The organism is Nonomuraea sp. NPDC004186 (genome assembly GCF_053603495.1).
The window spans coordinates 13,901-35,543 of the sequence record NZ_JBSGFQ010000120.1; the positions used below are offsets into that span (position 1 = coordinate 13,901).

A 21,643-nucleotide genomic window follows, 5' to 3' on the forward strand; every position below is an offset into this window, starting at 1 on the left:
GTGCACTCCGATGAACGAAGCCCTGCTCAGGCACTTCCGCGACCTGCGTGACGGCGACCACGGAGGGGCCGTCACGCGGGAGGACAAGGAACACGTTTTCGCCACGGCGGCCGAGCTGCTCGACCCGGTGGCACGCAGAGCCCTCGACGAGCTCAACGCCGACCTGCTGCTCGGCACCGGTGAGGTGGTGGCCAGCGGGGTCACCCGGTCGCGCGAGGGCGGGCTCAACGCGATGTGGTCGCTGACGTGGCCGGAACAGCGCGCCACCCACAACCAGCCGATCGCGATCGTCGCCCACTACGGCTGCGACTTCCACCACCCGCATTTGCGGGGCAACACGGTCGGGGACTGGCCGCTGAACGTCTTCGGCCGCGCGGACGCCGAGGCCCAGCTCGACACGCTACGCGCGATCGCCGCCGGCGACGCCCACAACCTCGTCTTCCAGGAGAGCTACCACCTCATCCCAGCCATAACCACCCAACCCGCCTGACACCCCACCTCCCGGTCCCGGGTCCGGCGACCACTTCACGCGCGGCGGTGCGGCGAACAGCCCGTCCGGCGGATCCCGGCGCAACGCGCACGGCGGGACGGGCGCACGGTGGAACCCGGCGCAACGCGGGCGGCGGGACGGGTGCCAGGGAGCCGGTCAAAGGATCGCCGTAGCGGCGGCCGGCCACGTGCGGGTCAGCGGCCGTCCCCCTGGAGGCCCTCAGCCACGAGCGGCGGTCGGCGCCGCCCGTGCTCCGCCGTAAAAAACGATGCTTCTCACGCCACGGGCGGCGGTCGGCGCCGCCCGTGCTCCGCCGTAAAGAACGATGCTTGTTATGCCTCGGTGAAGCCGCGCGCCCGGCCACCCGCCGACTCGCGCACCGCGGCGGCGACGGCGCCCGCCACGTCGGGGTGGAAGACGCTGGGGACGATGTAGTTGGGGCCCAGCTCCTCCGGCGTGACGACGGCGGCGAGGGCGCCGGCCGCGGCCAGCAGCATCTCCTGCGTCACCCCGTTGGCCTGCGCGTCCAGCAGCCCCCGGAAGACGCCCGGGAAGGCCAGCACGTTGTTGATCTGGTTGGGGTAGTCGGAGCGCCCCGTGGCCACCACGGCCGCGTGCTCGCGCGCGTCGTCCGGCGACACCTCAGGCTCCGGGTTGGCCAGCGCGAACACCACCGCGTCCTTGGCCATCGTCGCGATGTCGTCGCCCGTCAGGATGCCCGGCGCCGAGACGCCGACGAAGACGTCGGCGTCCTTGACCGCCCCCCGCAGGTCGCCCGAGTAGCCCTCGGCGTTGGTGTGGTCGGCGATCCACTGCAGCGACTCGTCGAGGTCGTCACGCCCGCGGTGGACGGCGCCCAGGTAGTCGCAGACGACCACGTTGCGCGCGCCGGCGGCCAGCAGCAGGCGCAGCACCGCGTTGCCGGCCGCGCCCGCGCCCGCCATGGTGATCTTGACGGTCTCGATGTCCTTGTCGACGACCCGCAGCGCGTTGGTGAGCGCCGCGAGCACGCAGATCGCCGTGCCGTGCTGGTCGTCGTGGAAGACGGGGATGTCGAGCAGCTCGCGCAGCCGCCGCTCCACCTCGAAGCAACGCGGCGCGCCGATGTCCTCCAGGTTGATCCCGCCGAACCCGGGCGCGATCACCTGCACCGTGCGGACGATCTCGTCGACGTCCTGCGTGTCGAGGCAGATCGGCCAGGCGTCGATGCCCGCGAAGCGTTTGAACAGCGCCGCCTTGCCCTCCATGACCGGCAGCGCGGCCTCGGGGCCGATGTTGCCCAGGCCCAGCACGGCCGAGCCGTCGGTGACGACGGCCACCGTGTTGCGCTTGATGGTCAGGCGCCGGGCGTCCTCCTTGTTGCGCGCGATGGCCATCGACACGCGCGCCACACCCGGGGTGTAGGCCATGGACAGCTCGTCGCGGTTGCGCAGCGGCACCTTGGACTTCATCTCGATCTTGCCGCCGAGATGCATGAGGAACGTGCGGTCGGACACCTTGTGGATGACGACGCCCTCGACCGCCTCGAGCTGGTCGACGATGGCCTGGGCGTGGTCGGTGTCCCTGGCCGCGCAGGTCACGTCGATGCGGAGCTTCTCATGGCCCGCGTTGGTGACGTCGAGGGCTGTGACCACGCCCCCGGCCGACTCTACGGCGTGGGTGAGCTGGCTGACGGCCTTGCCGCCGGCCGGCACCTCGAGACGCACGGTGATGGAGTACGACACACTCGGGACGGTCGCCACGTCAATCGCTCCTTCGGGACTGACCAAGAATTCCCCCATGATAGGGGGCGCCAGGTCAATCCAGCGCCTCGGCCGCTGTGACGATGAGCTCGACGCAGGTGAGAACGGGGATTGTGGTGCTGTCGACGACCAGATGATATTGACAGGAATCCGTCGGATCCGCCCGATAAAAGTGCCGTACGTAGGCCATCCGGGCACGGTCGTTGTCCTCGATGACCCGGCGGGCCTCGCGCTCGCTCATCCCCGACAGCGTGGCCGTCTGCCGGATCCTGCGCTGGATCGGCGCGTCGAGCCGGACGTGGAGCGCGCCCGGGTGGTCGGCCAGCACCACGGCCCCCGCCCGGCCGAGGAACACCCCGCCCTGGCCGCGGGCCATGTCCTTGAGCATGCGTTCGGTACGGCGGACGAACTCCTCCGGCGCGTACGGCATCGCGCCGGGCACGTACATGTCGACGCCGCCGAACGTGACGGTCGGCAACCGCATCGCTCCCGAGAGCAGCCGCCCGAGGCCGTGCTCGGCCCGGTCGTCGTGCGCGAGCGCCTCCTCCAGCGTGCAGCCCAGCTCCTGGGCGACCGCGCTGGGGATGGCGCGGTCGACGAAGGGCACGCCGAGGCGCTCCGCGACGGCCGGGCCGATCTGGCTACCGGCCGTGCCGTATGTCGCGGATATGGTGACGACCCGCATACACCCAGGTTAGAACAGTGCGCTCGCCAAAGCTCTACGTGCTTTCGCCAAAGATGGATCGTCGGCCGGCAACGCGTCGAACAAGCCGAGCAGGTGGCGCCTGGCCTTGTCGCGCTCGTCGCCCGAGGTGCGCTTGACCACGGCGATGATGCGGCTGAACGCCTCGTCGACCGAGCCGGACAGCATCTCCAGGTCAGCGGCGAGCAGCTGCGCCTCGATGTCGGCGGGGTCCTGCAGGCGCCGCTGGACGTCGGCGGGGTCGGCGCTCTCGGTGCGCTTGATGAGGCTGACTCCGGCCAGGCCCATCTTGGCGTCCTCGTTGCCCGGCGCGCGGGCCAGCAGCCGCTCGTACGCCGCCGCGGCCGCGTCGAGGTCGCCGCCGTCGATGGCCTGCTCGGCGGCCACCAGGTCGGGGTCGGCGGGCGGCCCCGCGGGCGCCTCCTGCTCGCCGGGCTCCGCCCCCGCGGGCCGGGCGTCGGGGTTGGCCTGGTAGAACTGCTCGACCGCGCCCATCAGCTCGTCGAGCCAGCGGCGCACCTCCTGCTCGGGCAGCACCTGCTGGAAGCCGGTGACGGCCTGCCCCTGGAAGATGGCCAGCACGGTCGGCACGGCCTGCACGCGCAGCGCCTGGGCGATCTGCGGGCTGGAGTCGACGTTGACCTTGGCCAGCACGGCCCGGCCGCCGAGATCGCCGACGACCTTCTCCAGCACCGGGCTGAGCTGGGCGCTGCCCGGCGCCCGCGGCGACCACAGGTCGAGGACCACGGGCGTGGTCATCGAGCGGTCGATGACCTCGGTCGTGAACGTCTCCTCGGTCACGTCCACGATCGAGGCCGACGCGGCCGCCTGGGGACCCGCCGCCTCCCGCCGGGCCTGCGCCTCGAGGGCCTGCTTGCGCGCGCCCAGGTCAATCGCTCCGTAGAGCGACCCGGGCCTAGAGAAGTCCGCCATGCTCTTCATCTTGCCGCATCACCAGGGCGGCGCAGTCACCCGCCGCCCTCTTGGAAGTCGCCCGCCGCCACCCGGAGGGTGCGCAACTGGGTGAACATCCGGTCGAGTTCGTCATCGGCGTACATGGTCAGGCCGAACTCGGCGCCCATCAGGTCGCGGGTGGCCCGCTCCACGACGTCCCGGCCGGCCTTGGTGATCTCGGCGAGCACGCCGCGCCCGTCCCGCGGGTTGGGCAGCCGGCAGACGAACCCGGACTTCTCCAGCCTGTCCACCGTGTTCGTGACACTGGTGGGGTGGACCATGAGCCGTTCGCCGATCTTCGACAGCGGGAGCGCGCCTGTCTTGCTGAACGTCAGCAGGACCAGCGCCTCGTACCGGGCGAAGGTCAGGTCGTACGGCTTCAGGAGCGAGTCGAGCTGCGACAGCAGGATCTGGTGGGCTCTCATGATCGAGGTCACGGCGGCCATGGCGGAGGAGGGCCCGAAGTGGGCACGCCAGCTCTCCGCGGCCCGGTCGATGGGGTCGAACGGCAGGTTGAGCGGCTTGGGGTGCGACACAGCGCATACGGTAGCGCGCCCCTCGTCCCGGTTCGTCTGGTGACCTGGAGCGACAGGCTTCCCCGCTTGACCAAGAATCCGGACGTCAATCATCACGCTCAGTTATGGTTCTCGTACGTATGGTGACGCAGAAGCCAAGTCCATCGGCCTGTGGGGACAGGCCGGACTCATTCGCTTCGGCCTTGCCGAGGGGCACGGGGGGTGCTTGATGAAGGTCAACGGGGAAAAGGGTGCGTGAGCACGCGGGCATTTCACGAGAGGAGCTGAAGCAGAGCGCGGCCGTCACGGTGGCCGTGCTCCTGGCGATCGGGCTGCTGGCGGCGTGGAATGTCCTGATACCTGGCGTGGACGCGTGGGAGAACATCGTGGCCGCGGTCATCGGCTCGTTGCGGATGACCGGGCCGGTGGCCGCCGCGTTCGCGGCGTGGGTGGCGTTGCGCAAGCGCAGGGCGTTGCGCGGGCGCCCGCTCACGACGTGGCGTGCGCTCAAGGCGCCGCTGGCGATCGTGGTGGTGGTGCTCGGGTCGTTCGGTGCGACGGTGCTGGTGTTGGCGGTCAAGACGGTGCTCACCGACCAGTCGGGGCGGCTGAGCCTGTCCGGCCTGGGCATGGGCATGGCGGGGCTGGCGCTCTACTCGGTGATCGGCTGGGTGGCCGGCTGGGTGGTGCCCAAGGCGTTCACGCCGCCGCTGGCCGGGCTGGCCTGCTATGGACTGTTCTCGTGGCTGGCCGACGACCGGGGCTGGGCGGACAAGCTGGCGCCCGGCACCGGGGAGCCGTACGACCTGTTCCAGGGGTTGAGCGGGGCGCCGTTCTTCGACCAGACGATCTGGCTGCTCGGCATCACGGCGGCGCTGCTGCTCGGCTGGGCGGCGCTGGTGACCAGGCAGGCGCTGGTGCTGGCGTGCGCGCTGCTGTCCGTGCTGGCGGCCGGGATGGGCGTGTCGCGGGTGCTGGCCCAGCCGAAGCCGGCCGCGGCCGTGGACATCGCCTACAGCTGCCAGGACTGGCCGATCACGGTGTGCGTGCACCCGGGGATGCGGGCGGGGCTGACCGAGCTGGGGGCGGCGTTCACGCAGATCGCCTCCCGGCTGGCGGGGACGCCCGCCGCGTTCACGCGGGTGGAGCAGCGGCCGCTGGAGGAGGAGCTGAAGCCCTCGAACGGCCTGGCGCCCGTCCACGTGCCCGACCTGTCCGCGGGGTTCGCGGAGGAGGCGGCGTACGAGTACATCGAGTCCCTGGCCGCCCGCTGCCCCGGCACGGTCGCGGACGGTTACCGGGAGATCGTGATGGCGTGGCTGCGCGGGGAGCCCCTGCCCGGCGGGCCGCTGCCCGAGCACCAGTACGCGGCGTCGTGGTTCTCGTGGCTGAGCGAGCACCAGCGCAGGGAGTGGCTGCGGATGTTCTACAGCGACTTCCAGAACTGCGGGCTGTCGAGCATGTACTTCGGCGGCGGCGGCGCGGCGCGGCCGCAGGTGGCGCCGTCGGCCCGCCCGACGCCGGAGTCGAGCCACGTCTACCCCGTGTACCCGGAGGGCGAAGGCACGCCGAACTCGGCCCCCAGCACGTCCATGGCCGGTCTGAGCTAGGCGGCGGCCGATGGATCGGAAGATGTCACCAAACGGCTGGCAATGATGATCGCCCGACGGGTAGTCATGCACGCATGACGACTTCCCGTACGACGCCGCTCGGGGTGACCACCGCGCGGCGCCGCAGGTGGCGATACGTGGCGGGTTTCCTGGTCCTGGCGGTCCTGCTCGTGGTGGGCGGCCGCCTGGCCTGGACCTGGCTCAACCCGCTCGGCGAACAGGTCATCGACCGCAGCCAGCCGGTGCTCCTGCAGTCCATCAAGGACCTCAGCCGCTTCGAGGCCGCCACGGGGAACTTCCAGGTGGTCGTGGACCTGGAGAAGGACGCCAACTTCCTGCCCGACGCGATCAAGGGCACCCGCACGCTGTTCGTCGGGGCGGGCGGGGTGGACGCGTACGTGGACTTCTCCGGCCTGGCCGGGAACGCCGTGACGGTGTCGGAGGACCGCACCCAGGCGACCGTGCTCCTGCCCCGTGCCCAGCTGGAGAAGCCCAACCTGGACAACAGCCGCTCGTACGTGTACGCGCAGCAGCGCGGGCTGTTCGACCGGGTGCAGGACTTCCTGTCCGGATCGCCAGGGGACCAGCGCGAGCTCTATCTGCTGGCGGAGAAGAAGATCACCGAGGCGGCGGTGGCGAGCGACCTGCGCGCCAGGGCGGACGCCAACACCAAGGCCATGATGACCGGCCTGCTGAAGTCGCTCGGCTTCACGAAGGTCACGGTGAAGTTCACGGACGAGCCCTAAGGACGGCTCACGGGCGCCTTAGTCGCCTGGTGCGCCTGCCTAAGTACCTTCCTATCTGGCCTTACGTCCGGAGATAAGGCATCCGCCCGATGTGTCCGGGAGGGCCTTAGGAGGAGTCTTAAGAGTGCAGGGAAGAAGCACGAGCCACAAGGGGCCTCAATGAACGCCGAACTCGAGTACACCGTGATGCAGCACCACGCCTCCGAGCTCCGCCGCGCCGCGGCCGAGCAGCGGCGGGTGCGCGAGGCGCAGAAGAGCCTGCGGCCGGAGCGCCGCAACCGCTCGGTCTTCGCCAAGTTCCTCGCCTCATGACCGTCCACAAGCAGCCCGGCCGCACCCTCCCTCGCGGCCGGGCTGAACAGCCCCCGTAGGGGGCGACGTCAGGGACCCGAATCCTGGTGGGTCCCTGCATCGCGGAGCCCCGGTCCATTCCTGGTCGGACCGGGGCATCGCGCTGTCCGGGCCGGCGGGGCTCAGACGGTGATGACGGCCTTGCCGCGCACCTGTCCCCGTTCCAGGCTGCGGACGGCCTCGGGGACCTCGCTGAGCGGGTACGTCCGGTCGACCACCGGCGTGACCTGGCCGGAGCCGACGAGCTCCGCCACCGCTCGCAGGTCGGCCTCCCGGGGCGCCATGAAGACCACGCGCAGCCGCTGGCGGGCGAACGGGTCCAGCAGCACCGTCCGGAGCTGGCGGTCGGTGCCGGCCAGCCACCGCCCGCCGCGTTCGCCGCCGACGATGACCACCGTTCCGCGGGGTGTGAGGGCGCGGCGCAGGTGGCGCAGCGGGCGGTTGCCCGCCGTGTCGACGATGACGTCGTAGCGGCTCCCCCGGCCGGCGAAGTCCTCGCGGGCGTAGTCGACGACCTCGGCCGCGCCGATCGACCGTACGAGGTCCGCCTTCGCCGCGCTGCACACGCCCGTGACCTCCGCCCCGGACGCCTTGGCGAGCTGCACCGCGTACGTCCCCACTCCCCCGCCCGCGCCGATGACCAGCACCCGCTGCCCCGCCCGCACCCGGGCCTGGTCGCGCAGCGCCTGGAGGGCGGTGATGGCCGAGGTCGGGACTGCCGCCGCGGGCTCGAACGCGAGGTCGCCCGGGATCGGCGCGAGCCGGTCCTCGCGGGCGCACGCGTACTCGGCGAAGGCCCCGCCGCCGCACGTGCCGAACACCCGGTCGCCGGGCCGGAACCGGGTCACGCCCGCGCCGACCTCCTCGACGACCCCCGCGACGTCGGTGCCGGGCCGGCCCTTGGGCTTACGCATCCCGATCGCCGGGCGCATCAGGTACGGGAGGCCGGTCATCATGTGCCAGACGCCCATGTCGAGCCCGGCCGCGCGCACGCGTAACAGCACGTCGGTCTCACCGGGCGATGGCTTCTCGATGTCCCGAAATTTCAAGACATCGGCGGGGCCGTACTCGTCCTGAACGATCGCCTTCATGGTCACTCTCCCTCTGGATACTGGAACACGTCATCGAGCGGGACCCCGAAAACCCGCGCGATCTGGAACGCCATCTCCAAGGAGGGCGAGTAGCGGCCCTGCTCGATGGCGATGATGGTCTGCCTGGTCACGCCGACCCGTTCGGCCAGCTCCGCCTGCGTCATCTCCCCGCGCGCGAACCGCAGGGCCCGGATCGAGTTCGTGACCTTGGTGGACTTCACCATGACGGCAGGCCCCGGCGGTAGGCGACGATCTTCAGCGCGGACCCCAGCACCGACGAGAGCACGAACGCCAGGTAGATCACGTTCGCGATCCAGAAGTAGCCGACCTCGGCCAGGGCCATCCACAACGCCGCCAGCCCGCCCAGAACGAGGCACCACTGGCCGGCGTATTGGCCGTAGCGCCAGATCTCGCGGTCACGCTGGTCCTTCATCCCGGCGCCTCGGCGGAAGACCGCCGAGAGCGCTATGTCGAGGACGATCGTCGCCGCGATCGCACCCCCGATGCTCCACAGCAGCGTCGCCGCGTAGGGCACCTCCGCGATTGAGGTGCCGCCCGCTCGGCCGAGGATGATCACGACGTACGTGCCGTACGCGCAGACCGAGACCACGGCCATGATCCACGCGCGTCTCTCTTCGGATGCCATGCCTCGAATGTAAAACATCCCGGACTTCATGTCTAGAATTCTTTACATCGCCGAGCGCGAGAAGGGCCCCGGGGCTCTCCCCGGGGCCCGCGAAGACTCCTACTGCTTGGGGACCGAGATGATCAGTGCGTCACCCTGGCCGCCGCCGCCGCAGAGCCCGGCCGCGCCCAGGCCGCCGCCCCGGCGCTTCAGCTCGTACGCCAGCGTCAGCACGATCCGCGCGCCAGAGGCCCCGATCGGGTGGCCCAGGGCGATGCCGCCCCCGTTGACGTTGACCTTGTCCAGCGGCACGCCCAGCTCCTTGGCGGACTGCAGGACCACGCTGGCGAAGGCCTCGTTGATCTCCACCAGGTCCAGGTCGCCGGCCGTCGCGCCCTGCTTCGACAGCGCGTGCTTGATGGCGTTGGCCGGCTGGGACTGCAGGGACGCGTCCGGGCCCGCGACGTTGCCGTGCCTGCCTATCTCCGCCAGCCACTCCAGGCCCAGCTCCTCGGCCTTCGACTTCGACATGACCACGACGGCGCAGGCCCCGTCGGAGATCTGCGAGGCGGAGCCGGCCGTGATCGTGCCGTCGGCGGCGAAGGCCGGGCGAAGCTTGGCCAGGGTCTCCGGGGTGGTGTCACCGCGTACGCCCTCGTCCTCCTTGACGATCATCGGCTCGCCGCGGCGCTGCGGGATCTCCACCGGGACGATCTCCTCGTCGAAGAGGCCGTTCTTGATGGCGCCGGCGGCCAGCTGGTGGGAGCGGGCCGACAGCGCGTCCTGCTCCTCGCGGCCGATGCCGAGCCGGGCGTTGTAGAGCTCCGTCGACTCGCCCATCGCGCGCTGGTCGAACGCGCAGAACAGGCCGTCGTGGGCCATCGAGTCGACGACCTGCGAACCGCCGTACTTGACGCCCCTGCGCAGGCCGGGCAGGAGGTGGGGGGCGTTGGTCATGGACTCCATGCCGCCGGCCACCACGATGTCGAACTCGCCCGCGCGGATGAGCTGGTCGGCCAGCGCGATGGCGTCCAGGCCCGACAGGCAGACCTTGTTGATGGTGACGGAGGGGACCGTCATGGGGATGCCGGCCTTGACGGCGGCCTGGCGGGAGGGGATCTGGCCGGCGCCGGCCTGCAGGACCTGGCCCATGATGACGTACTCGACGGCCTCCGGCGCGACCCTGGCACGCTCCAGCGCGGCCTTGATCGCGACGCCCCCGAGGTCCACGGCGGCCAGCCCGGACAGGGATCCCAGGAGCTTGCCGATGGGCGTGCGAGCTCCGGCCACGATGACGGAACTGGACATGACGGGGGCCTCCTACGCTCACGTCGGGTTCTTTGACACCATACCCACGAGTAGGCGGACGCTCGCTATGGAGGTGGGCCACATATGTTCATGCGGATCGACCACATCGGAATCGCGTGCAAGGACATCGAAGAGAAGATCGCGTTCTTCTCGGAGACGTTCGAGCTGACCGTGGTCGCCAGGGAGGTCAACGAGGAGCAGGGCGTGAAGGAGGCCATGCTGCGCATCTCCGACGGCGAAGGTGGGGGCTCCTACATTCAGCTTCTGGAACCTCTCTCTGAGGACTCCCCTGTGGGAAAATTCCTCGCTAAGCGTGGCGAGGGCGTCCATCATGTGGCATTCGGGGTTCCCGATGTCGCCCAGGCGATGGCTAAGATCAACGAGAAGGGTGTGAGGCTCCTGGATGAGCGTCCCAGGCACGGGTCGATGGGCTCCGAGATCGCGTTCCTGCACCCCAAGGACGTGGGAGGAATGCTGACGGAGTTGGTGCAGGCGGCCAAGCCCTAACACCGGACCTGACAAATGTTAAAAAACGTTCATATGTAACTAGTCACGCAGAAAGTTGGACGGGGCTTCGCAGGTGGCACCAGCGGAGTACGCTTGACCTTCCACCGGACATGGAGCCTGCCCTTTGGCACAGGCTCCTGGATCGGATGCCCCGAACCCCCCGTCCGGCCCGTGTAGCCGTCTCGACAACCCAGGATTGAGCCTCCATGCAGTCCGACATCGACGCCCAGCTCAACAATTTCTTCGAGGACGCCCCCGCACGCGAGTTCGACGTGGTGCTCCGCGGTTACGACCGGCATCAGGTCCACGATCATCTGAAGCAGCTAGACGGAGAGCTACGGCAGTCCCGCGAGCAGGTGACGAGCCTGCAGCGCGACCTGTCCGACTCCCAGCGCCAGTTGCAGGAGCAGGAGCGCCCCACCTACTCCGGTCTCGGCGCCCGCATCGAGCAGCTGCTCCGCCTGGCCGAGGAGCAGGCCACGGAGCTCGTCCAGGCCGCCAGGTCCGAGGCCAACGAGATCAAGGCCGCGGCCAAGGTCGAGGCCGCCGACCTGCGGGCCGCCGCCGAGGCCGAGGCAGCCGAGAAGCGCGCTGTGGCCACGCGGGAGAGCGACGAGATGCGCTCCGCCGCCGACCGCGACGCCGAGGAGACCCGCTCGACCGCCCGCCGCGAGGCCGACGAGCTGACCAACACCACCGATCGCGAGGTCGCCAAGCTGCGGGCCACCGCCGACCACGAGGTGGCGGAGAAGCGGGCCGACGCCGAGCGGGAGATCGCCAAGCTCCGCACCACCGCCGAGCGCGAGGTCGCCCAGCTGCGGGCCTCGACCAAGCGCGAGCGCGACGAGGTGCTGACCACCGCCAAGCGGCAGGCCGACGAGATGCGCGCGCAGGCTCAGCGGGTGCTGGAGGAGTCGGAGGCCAAGCGGGCGCAGGACGAGGCGGAGTTCGAGATCCAGCTCGCCTCCCGCCGCGAGGAGGCCGAGCGCCAGGAGGCCGAGCGCCACGCCACCGCCCAGGCCAACACCCAGCGCATGGTCGCCGAGGCCGAGCAGCGCGCGGCCACGGCCGAGTCGCGGGCCACGAAGGCCACCCAGCAGGCCGAGCAGACCCGCCGCGAGGCGGACCTGCACGCCAAGCAGCTTGTCGCCAACGCCCGCAAGAGCTCCGAGACGATAGTCGCCGAGGCCAAGACGAGCGCCGACACGATCGTCACCGAGGCGAAGAACGAGGCCGAGCGCACCCGCACGACCATGCAGCGCCAGGTCGACGAGCTCACCCGCCAGCGCGACAGCATCACCAGCCACCTCGCCCAGCTGCGCCAGCTGCTCGGCGGCGCGGCCCTGCCCGGCATGGAGCCGGAGCCCGCGGTCACGGCGGCCCCGGCCAAGCCCGCACTCGCCGCTCCTGTGGCCGAGGCCCCGGCCACGACGCCCGCGGCGAAGGTCGAGAGCAAGTCCGAGGACGACGCCGAATGGTGGCAGGAGTAACCACCGGCCCACAGGTCGGGACTGCACACGGGGGCTGAAGAGCAGGTTGGAGAGAGCCTGGCGATCCGATGGTCGCTAGGCTCTCTCTTTGCTGTTTACCGACAATCTCGGGAGTGTCGCCTTGTCCGCGGATGTCGATCCCACCGCCCCGGAGCCCGCCGAGTCCGCAGAATCCACGACCGCAAAGAGAGCTGCCACGGCCCAGGAGGGCGACGGCGGCCCTCAGCCGTACGGGCTGCCCGGGAAGCCGCTAGCCCGCGGCCCCTTCCTGTTCGGGCTGGTCGGCGGGCTGGGGGTGCTGACGGCGATCGCGATCGCCCAGATGGTCGTCGCGTCGCTGAGCACGATCATCCTGGTCGTCGTGGCGATGTTCCTGGCCGTCGGCCTCAACCCGGCCGTCGAGGCCCTCCAGCGTCGCGGCCTGGCCCGGCGGGGCGCGATCTCGATCGTGTTCGCCGGGGTCATCGTGGCGTTCGCGCTGTTCGGCCTGGCTGTGGTGCCGCCGGTGAGCCAGCAGCTGTCGGAGTTCGTGGCGGCGGTGCCCACGTACGTCACCGAGCTCGGCAAGAACCCGACGCTGCACCAGCTCGACTCCGAGTACCAGATCCTGGCGCAGCTCAAGACGTTCGTGACGTCCACGCTGGGGCCGTCGCTGGCCAGCGGCATCATGGGCGCGGGGCTGGTGGTGCTGAACGGCGTCTACACCACGGTGACGCTGCTGGTGCTCATGCTCTACTTCCTCGGCTCGCTGCAGACGATCAAGGACTACCTGCTCAAGCTCGTACCGGCCTCCCGCAGGACCCGGACGAGGGCGATCAGCGAGCAGATCCTCTCCGGCATCGGCGGGTACGTGGCGGGCAACGTGCTCATCTCGGTCATCGCGGGCTTCCTGACCTGGATCTTCCTGTCCATCGCCGGAGTGCAGTACGCGCTCGCGCTCGCCCTGGTCGTGGCGCTGACGGACCTGATCCCGCTGGTGGGCGCCACGATCGGCGCGGTGCTCGTGACCGGCGTCGCGCTGCTGCAGTCGGTGCCCGCGGGGATCGCGTGCGCGGTCTTCTTCGTGATCTATCAGCAGGTCGAGAACTACTTCATCTATCCGAGGGTGATGAAGCGCTCGGTGGACGTGGCGCCGGCGGTGACGGTGATCGCCGCGCTGTTCGGCGGGGCGCTGCTGGGGATCGTCGGAGCGCTGCTGGCCATTCCGGTGGCGGCGGCCATCGCCTTGATCGTCCGGGAGGTGGTCCTGCCGCGCCAGGACCACGTCTGAGGGCCTCCCGGGGAAGGGCCGAGTCCAGTTGCCGACCGCGCCCCCGTCGCCCGTCTCACTCCGGCTGAGCTCCTTCGGGGAGCGGGAGAGCTGAGGTCCTTCGGGGAGCGGGGGGCTGAGGTCCTCGGGCCGGGGATGGGTGCGCGGGCGGGCAGCCGGTGGCCCTTGGCCGCCGGGTGGGGTCAGGGGCGGGGGGTGGCGAGGTCGGTGCGGAGGAATTCGGTGATCGCCGTGTTGAACGCCTCGGGCTGCTCCACCGCGCTCAGATGGCCGGCCTTCGGGATGATCTCCAGTCGCCCGTCGGGCACGGCGCGCGCCATCGCCTCCGCGTCGGCGGGTGGCGAGAGCTCGTCCTCCTCCCCCACCACGACCAGCAGCGGCACCTTCAGCGCGCTCAGCGTGTCGAACGAGTCGGGCCGCGCGGCCATCGCCCGTTGCGCCCAGGCGACCGCCCCCGGCGGCGCGGACTGCACGAGCCCCTTGACGCGCCCGAACACCATGGCCCGCCGCTCCCTCGTGGTCGGCCCGATGAGCGCCGGGAGCACCTCACTGACCAGCACCTCGCTGCCCTCGGAGAGCACGGCCTGCGCGATGCGCTCCCTGTTGTCCCGCGCCGTGGGCGGGTCGGCGCCGGCCTTGGTGTCGGCCAGGATCACGCCGAGCACCCGGTCGGGGTGCCGGCGGCAGAACGCCATGGTCACGTAGCCGCCCATCGACAGCCCGCCCACCACCGCCCGCTCGATGCCCTCGTCATCGAGCAGCCTGGCGACGTCGTCGGCCATCAGGTCGAGCGACGGCTCGTCGTCGCCCAGGCGGGACCCGCCGAAGCCGCGCAGGTCGGGTGTGATGACCCTGCAGGCCTTGGCCAGTCCCTCGCGCTGGGCCAGCCACATGGCCGACGAGAGCGGGAACGCGTGAAGCAGCACAACCGGGAGCCCGGTTCCGGCCGATCTCGTGTAGAGCTGCACGGACCACACGGTAGCCCGGTTCACGGCCGCAAGCACTCAATGTCGTATGCCTATATCCGCCGAAAACCGAAGACGGCTTCGCTAAAGCTCCCCATAAAGGCGGCATTTCGCCAATGTCAGCTATAAAACTGGCATTGGCCGGCGAATAATCGCGTACACAATTAGATGGCGGTGGCGCCGCCGTCCACGAACAGCACCTGGCCCGTCATGTACGCGGAAGCCGAGCTCGCCAGGAACACGGCCGGCTGGGCCATCTCCGCCACCGTCCCCCAGCGCCGCATGGGCACGGTGGCGACCGTGGCGGCACCGGAGGTCTCGTCCTCCCAGAGGTTCCGGTTGAGGTCGGTGGCCGTCCAGCCGGGGCACAGCGCGTTGACCCGCACCCCCGCCCGCGCCCACTCCACGGCCAGCGTCTTGGTCAGCGCCACCAGCCCGGCCTTGGCGGCGGCGTACGGGGCGAGGAAGGGCGCGCCGAGCGCCGCCACCGACGCCACGTTGATGACCGTGCCGCCACCCCGCTCCAGCAGGTGGGGCGCGACAGTGTGGCAGACGGTCATGGCCGAGTCGAGGTTGAGCCGCATCAGCTTGTCCCACCCCGACAACCGCAGGTCCTTGAACTCGACGAGGAAGTTGGAGCCGCCCGCGTTGTTGACCACGATGTCGAGGTGCCCGAGCCCGTCGATCGCCGCCGCGACGGCCCCCGCGGCGGCGTCGCGGTCGGTGAGATCGGCGGGGATGACGACCGCGCGCCTGCCCAGCGCCTCGACCTCCTTGGCCACCTCGGCCAGGCTCTCGGCCGAGCGGGACACGAGCGCCACGTCGGCCCCCGCCTCGGCGTAGGCGAGCGCGATGCCCCGCCCGATCCCCTTCGACGCTCCCGTGACCAGAGCCTGCTTCCCACTGAGATCGAACGCGCCCACGCTGCCTCCTCGAGTCATTACCGAACAAGATTCTAGTGACAAGACACCCGAAAACGCCACCGGCGCGGAACCCGTGAGGGTCCCGCGCCGGTGTCCGATCAGTAGGGGCTAACCTCCCAGGCCCCAGATGATGATGTCGAGCGCGTCGGCTATTCCGCTCTTGTCGAGATACTGGTTGACCTTGAAGCCGGTTTCGGCGATCGTGCCCGTCCTCGTGTTCTCGGGCTCGATCTTCTCCGGCCGGAAGATCTGCCGTTCACCCTGGCCGGAGCCACCGGGCCGGGCCGCCGGCGGCGGTCCGTCCGGATACATCCGGCCGTCTCGGTAGACGGTGTAGGACTGCGTCGGCTGGGTCGAGCCGTCGTTGCGGTAGATCTGGCTCGGCCGTGGCTGCATCGGCTGCCGGCTGTCCCTGGGCGGCGACTGCCGCTGCTGCGCCCTGTGGCTGGTCGGCCGCTGCGCCGGACGCTGCCGTGCCCGCTGGATCCCGCTGGGGAGCCGGCCGGCCCGCCTGTTACGCGTCCTGGCCGCCGCCGCGGCCCGGCGCTTGGCCGCCTGCTCAGCGGCCTTTCTCCTCGCCTCTCTCTTCGCCGCCGCCGCGGCCCGCCGCTGTGCCCGTGCCGTCGCCGCCTTCCTGGCCCGCTCGGCCGCCCTCTTCTTGGCCTGTTCCTGGAGCTTCTTCCTGGCCGCGGCCGCGGCCTTCTTCCGCGCCGCCTCCAGGGCCCGCTTCTTGGCCTCGGCCGCGGCTCTCCGCCTGGCCTCCGCCAGTGCCCGGCGCCGTGCCGCCGCGAGGGCGGCCCTTCTTGCCGCCGCACGCGCCGCCGCGATGGCGGCCCGCCTGGCGGCGGCCATCGCCAGCCTCCTGGCGATGATCTGCGCCGAGACCCGCACCACGATCGCCGCGACGAACCAGAACAGCTGGCCGTCGGGGTCGCTCATGGTGACGGGGCTGTTGTTGGCGTAGGCGTAGGCGTTGAGCTGCTGCGGGTTCTGCTCCTCCATGACGGGGTCGACCGACAGGAAGCGCCCGTTCTTGGGGTCGTACTCGCGAGCGCCGAGGTGGACGAGCCCGGTCGTGGAATCCTGCGTGCCTCCCACGAATCCGCGCTGCCCCGGCCAGAACGCCGGTGGCGATCCCCGGTTCTCGCCGAACGGAGTCGTCCTCCGTACGGCCAGCTCACCGGTCCCGGCGTTCACCGCCGCCTGAGCGGTGCCCTGGTGGTCGTTGACCAGGAAGTAGACCTGGTTGTCCGGCGTGCGCACCGCGATGGGCTCGCCGCCGATGGTGTAGTAGCGAGTCTGCTCGACGGCGTCCTTGGCGAAGTCGAAGCGCAACTCGATGTCGTCGATGTACAGCGTGGAGTCGGTCGGCGTCTTGCGGATCAGCCGGTCGCCCTCCGCGTTGTACACGAAGGACGTCGTCTTGCCCGCCTCCGTCACCGACTCCAGGTTGCCCTCGGCGTCCCAGACCAGGCTCTGGTCGGAGTTGCCGACCTTGCGCCTGGTGGTGTTGCCCGCGGCGTCGTACTCGAAGAGGTCCGACCCGACGGTCTGGAGCGCGTGCGGCTGCTTGGCGCCCGCCGCCGGGTAGGTGGAGGTACGGGTGGTCTCACCCGCGCCGCCCCAGGCGTGCTTGATCTCCTTGGTCCGGTTGCCGGTGGCGTCGTACTCGTAGCTGAGTGCGTACGGGGCCACGCCGCCGATCTTGTCGGACTGCGGGCTACCACTGGCGCAGTCGTCGGTGCCCGTCCACGCCGAGGTCATCCGGCGCAGATGGTCGTACTTGAAGCACTGCGTGTCCTGGCCGCTCGCGCCCTTGTCGGCGATCTTGGTGATGTTGCCGACCGCGTCGTAGCTGTAGTTGAGGTCCAGGTCGGTCGCCGCGGCGCCCTCCCTGTCCACCCGCATCCTGGACATCCTGCGGGTGCCCTCGTCATGGGTGTAGGTGACCCAGGTCTTCTTGCCTCCCGTGCTCAGCTCCTGCTGCAGGGTCTCGCCCAGCTTGGAGTAGCGGGTCGCGGTCACGTACGTGTTCAGGCCGCTGACCTTGGTCGGCTGGCTGAGCTCGTCGTAGGTGTAGACGACCTGCTCCTCCGCCAGGCCACCCGCGGCCGGGAAGCTGACGGACTGGACCTGGTCGTCGATCGTGTAGCGGGTGTTGAGCTGGTACGAGCCCGCCAGCTTGCCCTCCCGCTCGGGGATGGTGACGGTCTCGCGCAGCGTGCGGTAGTCGGAGTCGATGGCGTTGATCTCGGCCTTGTACGCCTGCCCGCCCGTGTAGCGGATGCTGGCGTTCATGTGGCCCTTGGCCAGCGCGTCGTACTGCCACTCGGCGAGCAGCGGACCGGTCGCGGAGCCGTCGCGCAGCTCCTTCTTGCGGCCCAGCGCGTCGTAGACGTAGTACAACGTCTTGCCGCGCGAGTCGGTCGTGGTGACCAGCTCGTCGGCGTCGTTGTACGTCATCGTGGTGGCCCCCTTGTCGGGGTCCTCCATCTTGATCTCGCGGCCACGCATGTCGTAGTGGTGCTTCCACACGTTGCCCGCCGCGTCGGTCACCGTGGACAGGCGTCCGGCGTGGTCGTAGGTGTACTTGGTGGACTCGTACTCGCCCGTCGGGGTGGCGCCCTTGTACTGGCGCAACTCGATGAGCCGGTCCTCGGCGTCGCCGATGCGGGTCGTGGCGGTGCCTCCGGCCGGGGGCGTGATGTTGACCCGGTCGCCCTGCTGCGTGGTGCTGACCCGGTACTTCTCCTGGCCCTTCGCCTTGAGGATCTGCGCGTTGGCGTCACCGCTGCCGTCGAAGGTCACCACGACCTGGTTGGGCACGTCCACGTCGGCCACGGCGAGCAGGTCGGTGGAGGGCGTCCCGGTGGCGAAGTAGCCGGTGTTCGCCTTGGCCGCCTCGCCGAGCGAGTTGTAGATGGTGTCGGTGATCGTGCGCCCGTCACGCAGCGCCGGGTCCTGCGTCTGCTCGTCGCGGGGCGCGGGCTCCTGGGTCTGGCGCTTGCGCATCAGGCCGTCGTACAGCTCGTGGCTCGCGCTGTAGGTGCCGTCCGCGTTCAGCGTCTTCGTGGTGACGAAGCTGGGACCGTCGGTGCGCATCGAGTAGGCGTACTCGGTGCTGGGCGACTGGTTGGCCGCCTTGCTGCGGTCGGGCTGCCAGACCTTGACCAGGCGGCCGAGCGCGTCGTACTCCATGTCGATGCGGCGGTTGTTCGCGTCGACCTCGGCGTACGGCTCTCCCCAGGCCGGTTCGAGCAGGGTGAGCTCGACGTGGCCCAGCTGGTTGGTCTCCTTGATCTCGGTCGGGGGCGCGCCCGCGGTCGGGGTGTAGGTGGTGGTGGACTTGGTGCCCAGCGCGTCGGTCTCGCTGGTCTCGCGACCGTAGGCGTCGTAGGTGTGGGTGCTCTCGACGATCGTCGCGCCGTCCCCGGAGACGGTGTTCTCGACGGTGGTCACGTCACCCTTGGTCGGCGCCTGGCCGTACGCCTTGTTGTCGTACTGGACCTTCTGGTCGGAGATGACCTCACCGGCGGCCAGCGTGGACACGGCGGTGCCGCAGCCGGCGGCGACCTTCTGGATCCGGCTCGTGTAGTCGAGCATCCAGCTGGTGTCGTTGCGGGCGTAGGTGTAGCGGGTGCACTGGTCGTCGTCGGTGGTGGCCAGGTCGCCCTTCTCCTCCACCTGGGTGAGCAGGCCCTTGGTGTCGTACTCGCGCTCCTCGCCGGTACGACGCCACTTGCCTCCCTCCAGCGCGGTGCGGGTGACCATGGACTTGGGCTCGACCACGTACGCGGCCTTGGTGACACCGCTCTGCGTGGACTCGGCGGTCTTGACGGACCAGGGCGCCTCGAGCGTGGCGCTCAGGATGGCCCCGCCGTCGCCGTCGTAGACGACCTCCTCGCGCTCGAAGCCGGCGAACTGGTCGAGGTCGTCGAGCTTGACGCCCTCGGTGTCCGTGACCTGCGCGCTGCGCTTGGAGCCGTCGGCCTGCTTGTCACCGTCCATGCCGCGGAAGTAGCGGAACTCCGTCAGCGTGCGCTTGGTGTCCTGGCCGTCGCCCTGACGCACCCGGACCCGGCCGTAGCCCCGGAACTCCGACCACGTGCGGTGCTCGGGCTTGACCAGGATGTTCTCGGCGTAGCGCCAGGCGGTCCCGTCGAGGTACTCGTAGTCGGTGACGACGTTGGGGGCGCCGCCGACGCGGTCCACCTCCATCGTCTGCGTGACCACGTACTTGTGGAACCAGTCGGTCACCTCGGCCTCGTTCGGCGGTGACCAGCGCTGCGGGAAGCAGCGCCTGGCGTTCTTGTCGGCGGCGGGAACGTCGCCGGGCTTGCAGTCGGCGGCGGAGTAGTTGACGCGCAGCTCACCGCCGGACTCGTTGTTCACGGCCTGCACGCGCCACTTGACCAGCGGAGCGCGGCCCTCGTTGGCGTCCACCCGGTTGGGCAGCTGGACGCCGATGAACGTGACCTTGGGCAGCGTGATCGTGCCGCCCACGTGACCGCTCTGCTGGATCGACGCCAGCCACAGCGCCGGGCTCATGCCGTCGCCCGAGGCGGGGAACTGGTGCGCGAGCGTCCAGGAGTCCACCGGGGTGTACTGGCCCGAGGCGTTGATGATCTGCGTGGTGACCTTGGTCAGGCGCTTGCGCGTGAAGAACGTCGGCGCCAGGCGGTCGGTGCACTTCACGCCGGAGTCACAGATCTGGTCGAACGGGACATCCGGCCAGCTGCTGGCGGTCTCCTTCTTGAGCTGGTCGGCGGCGCAGGTGATGGTGCCGCTGGGCAGGCAGCGCTCGGCCACGTCGAAGACGACGCGGGAGGCGGGAGCCTTGGTGAACAGCTCGTTCTGCAGGTAACCGTAGTCGATGCGGGTGAGGTAGCCCGCGCGGTCGTACACGGTGCCCAGCTCGGGCTTCATGTTACGGCCGTAGTAGTTCTTCTCCTGCGCGTACCAGTACGTGGTGGCGTTGCCGTGGGTGTCCACCGCGTAGTCCAGGTTCCACCGGTACGCCTGCTGGCACCAGGCGTTGGCCGGGGTGCTGTTGTAGCAGGGCTCGCCGCTGTTGTTGCCGAACACCGGCACCGTCTGGACCGACTTCGTCTCCGCCTTGCCGGTGACCCAGCCGGGCAGGCGGTTCAGGCCGAAGGTGTACTGGGTGCCGTCGGCGCCGGTGACCCGCCAGTACTCGCCGTTGTTGTCGCCGTTGGTGGCGCCGGTGAGGTACTCGATGCGGGTGCCGTCGTCGCGCTTGGGCCGCCACTGCTTGCTCGTGGCGTCCTTGACCAGCTCGACGGCCGAGTTGCCGAGCGACAGGGTGACGTTCTCCCCGTCCCAGCACAGGTCGCCGGTCTTCTTGCCGTCGACCATGCAGGACTTGTAGCGGCGCTCGATGTAGCCGCTGGGGTTCAGCTCGAAGCCCTCACCGACCCAGGAGGCCTGGTTGTTGGTGGAGGCGGTGCGACCGTCCACGCTCTGGGAGGAGTAGTCGATCGACAACTCCGGCTCGTCGCCGCCCAGCGCGGGAGGGGTGCGCAGGTCGTAGTCCCAGTTGAAGTCGCCGGTCTGGGGGCCGACGCCCCAGCTCGCCGACGGGGCGAGCGAGGTGGCGGAGTGGTCGCCGGACTGGCCCGAGGCGGCGGCCGTGACCGCGTACAGGCCGGCCGGCTCGAACTCGGCGGTCAGCGTGCCCGCCTTCGGGTCGTTCTCGCTCTTGACCGGCTGGGGGGCGGCGCAGCCGTCCGCCTCGGTCAGGGCGCACTCCTCCAGCTTGACCACGCGGAGCCGGGCGCCGTAGTCGCCGCCGTAGGCGTAGCGGAAGCCGGAGTAGTCGATCTGCAGGCGGGACTTCTTGCCGGACGCGGCCTTGAGGCTCGCTCCCTGGCCGGGCGATACGCGCATCGCGAGGCCGAGCAGCTTGGAGTCGAGGAGCTCGACGCGTACCGGGTCGGAGGTCTCGGCCGTGGCGGCGGCGGCTTTGGCGTCCTTCTGCGGGGCCAGCTTCACGGGGAAGCCGGTCGCCGCCAGGGTGCTCGCCCCGGTGCCGCCCAGCTCCGCCGCCTGAGGTTTGGGCCAGGCGATGCCTGGCGGCGCCTTCCACGCCTGTTTCTCGACGGGATTGGCCATCGGGGGCAGGACCGGGACGCTCTTGCCCTTGATCGGCTTCTCGTTCTCCACCGAGGGAGCCGGCCGGGACGCGGCCTGCGCGGGCATGGCGTACGTGAGGGGGACGACGAGGGCGATGGTGAGCACCGCCGCGAGTCTGCGAGGCCAGGGCGACTCGGGCTTGGGCTTGACGAAACGGTTCCAGTAAGGGTCGGGATTGTCGGGTTCGTCGGGTTCGTGAG

General features: G+C 70.3%; 18 protein-coding genes. 7 read left to right on the forward strand and 11 right to left on the reverse strand.

Annotated features, from left to right (window positions below):
- Window positions 1-10: 10 nt before the first annotated feature.
- Window positions 11-490 carry a hypothetical protein gene (locus tag ACWEPL_RS53735; RefSeq protein WP_350730072.1) on the forward strand — a complete coding sequence of 160 codons (480 nt, stop codon included), beginning with the start codon at window positions 11-13 and terminating at the stop codon, window positions 488-490.
- A gap of 332 nt (window positions 491-822) precedes the next feature.
- Here ACWEPL_RS53735 and ACWEPL_RS53740 read toward each other — a convergent pair whose 3' ends face one another.
- The 4 genes from ACWEPL_RS53740 to ACWEPL_RS53755 are packed head-to-tail and all read right to left on the reverse strand — an operon-like array spanning window position 823 to window position 4,425.
- Window positions 823-2,232 (reverse strand): NAD-dependent malic enzyme, encoded by a 1,410-nt coding sequence (locus tag ACWEPL_RS53740; protein WP_363962815.1) that lies wholly within the window; start codon window positions 2,230-2,232, stop codon window positions 823-825.
- A gap of 55 nt (window positions 2,233-2,287) precedes the next feature.
- Window positions 2,288-2,917, reverse strand: a complete 630-nt coding sequence (locus tag ACWEPL_RS53745) for a cytidylate kinase-like family protein (RefSeq protein WP_452441085.1) — start codon at window positions 2,915-2,917, stop codon at window positions 2,288-2,290.
- Window positions 2,918-2,926: 9 nt separating this feature from the next.
- Window positions 2,927-3,868, reverse strand: a complete 942-nt coding sequence (locus tag ACWEPL_RS53750; RefSeq protein ID WP_363962813.1) for a tetratricopeptide repeat protein — start codon at window positions 3,866-3,868, stop codon at window positions 2,927-2,929.
- A 35-nt stretch (window positions 3,869-3,903) separates the two neighbouring features.
- The gene (locus ACWEPL_RS53755) at window positions 3,904-4,425 is read right to left on the reverse strand and encodes a MarR family winged helix-turn-helix transcriptional regulator (RefSeq protein WP_452441086.1); all 522 of its coding nucleotides are present in this window, start codon (window positions 4,423-4,425) and stop codon (window positions 3,904-3,906) included.
- Window positions 4,426-4,655: 230 nt separating this feature from the next.
- Between ACWEPL_RS53755 and ACWEPL_RS53760 the strand changes: the two genes are divergently transcribed.
- The 3 genes from ACWEPL_RS53760 (at window position 4,656) to ACWEPL_RS53770 (ending at window position 7,072) form a co-directional block, all read left to right on the forward strand.
- Window positions 4,656-6,014, forward strand: a complete 1,359-nt coding sequence (locus tag ACWEPL_RS53760) for a hypothetical protein (RefSeq protein ID WP_363962812.1) — start codon at window positions 4,656-4,658, stop codon at window positions 6,012-6,014.
- A gap of 74 nt (window positions 6,015-6,088) precedes the next feature.
- Window positions 6,089-6,760: a DUF4230 domain-containing protein gene (locus ACWEPL_RS53765; protein ID WP_363962811.1), complete on the forward strand. Its 672-nt coding sequence runs from the start codon at window positions 6,089-6,091 to the stop codon at window positions 6,758-6,760.
- Window positions 6,761-6,919: 159 nt separating this feature from the next.
- Window positions 6,920-7,072 carry a hypothetical protein gene (locus ACWEPL_RS53770; protein ID WP_363962810.1) on the forward strand — a complete coding sequence of 51 codons (153 nt, stop codon included), beginning with the start codon at window positions 6,920-6,922 and terminating at the stop codon, window positions 7,070-7,072.
- 161 nt (window positions 7,073-7,233) lie between these two features.
- On the opposite strand, the gene ACWEPL_RS53775 is transcribed toward ACWEPL_RS53770, so the two are convergent.
- From ACWEPL_RS53775 to ACWEPL_RS53790, 4 genes are all read right to left on the reverse strand, one after another.
- On the reverse strand, window positions 7,234-8,202 hold the full coding sequence (locus tag ACWEPL_RS53775) for an NAD(P)-dependent alcohol dehydrogenase (RefSeq protein ID WP_363962809.1): 969 nt from the start codon (window positions 8,200-8,202) through the stop codon (window positions 7,234-7,236).
- 2 nt (window positions 8,203-8,204) lie between these two features.
- Window positions 8,205-8,426, reverse strand: coding sequence for a helix-turn-helix transcriptional regulator (locus ACWEPL_RS53780; protein WP_185071396.1), 222 nt, complete (start codon window positions 8,424-8,426; stop codon window positions 8,205-8,207).
- A complete protein-coding gene (locus ACWEPL_RS53785; RefSeq protein ID WP_452441088.1) occupies window positions 8,420-8,848 on the reverse strand; it encodes a hypothetical protein in 429 nt (142 codons plus the stop codon). Before ACWEPL_RS53785 ends, ACWEPL_RS53780 begins: the two co-directional genes overlap by 7 nt.
- Before the next feature lie 99 nt (window positions 8,849-8,947).
- On the reverse strand, window positions 8,948-10,135 hold the full coding sequence (locus tag ACWEPL_RS53790; protein WP_452441089.1) for an acetyl-CoA C-acetyltransferase: 1,188 nt from the start codon (window positions 10,133-10,135) through the stop codon (window positions 8,948-8,950).
- 84 nt (window positions 10,136-10,219) lie between these two features.
- Here ACWEPL_RS53790 and mce point away from each other — a divergent pair, with 84 nt between their 5' ends.
- The 3 genes from mce (at window position 10,220) to ACWEPL_RS53805 (ending at window position 13,402) form a co-directional block, all read left to right on the forward strand.
- Window positions 10,220-10,642 carry a methylmalonyl-CoA epimerase gene (gene mce / locus ACWEPL_RS53795; protein ID WP_319712687.1) on the forward strand — a complete coding sequence of 141 codons (423 nt, stop codon included), beginning with the start codon at window positions 10,220-10,222 and terminating at the stop codon, window positions 10,640-10,642.
- 206 nt (window positions 10,643-10,848) lie between these two features.
- Window positions 10,849-12,132, forward strand: a complete 1,284-nt coding sequence (locus ACWEPL_RS53800) for a DivIVA domain-containing protein (protein WP_363962805.1) — start codon at window positions 10,849-10,851, stop codon at window positions 12,130-12,132.
- Window positions 12,133-12,253: 121 nt separating this feature from the next.
- Window positions 12,254-13,402: an AI-2E family transporter gene (locus tag ACWEPL_RS53805; protein ID WP_452441090.1), complete on the forward strand. Its 1,149-nt coding sequence runs from the start codon at window positions 12,254-12,256 to the stop codon at window positions 13,400-13,402.
- 182 nt (window positions 13,403-13,584) lie between these two features.
- Here ACWEPL_RS53805 and ACWEPL_RS53810 read toward each other — a convergent pair whose 3' ends face one another.
- The 3 genes from ACWEPL_RS53810 to ACWEPL_RS53820 all read right to left on the reverse strand — a co-directional run bounded on the left by ACWEPL_RS53810 (window position 13,585) and on the right by ACWEPL_RS53820 (window position 21,548).
- Window positions 13,585-14,370 carry an alpha/beta fold hydrolase gene (locus tag ACWEPL_RS53810; protein ID WP_452441092.1) on the reverse strand — a complete coding sequence of 262 codons (786 nt, stop codon included), beginning with the start codon at window positions 14,368-14,370 and terminating at the stop codon, window positions 13,585-13,587.
- 161 nt (window positions 14,371-14,531) lie between these two features.
- Complete coding sequence (locus ACWEPL_RS53815; protein ID WP_452441093.1) at window positions 14,532-15,290, reverse strand: SDR family NAD(P)-dependent oxidoreductase; 759 nt, start codon at window positions 15,288-15,290, stop codon at window positions 14,532-14,534.
- A 108-nt stretch (window positions 15,291-15,398) separates the two neighbouring features.
- Entirely contained in the window at window positions 15,399-21,548 is a 6,150-nt protein-coding gene (locus ACWEPL_RS53820; RefSeq protein ID WP_452441095.1) for an RHS repeat domain-containing protein, read from the reverse strand.
- Between the last annotated feature and the right edge of the window lie 95 nt (window positions 21,549-21,643).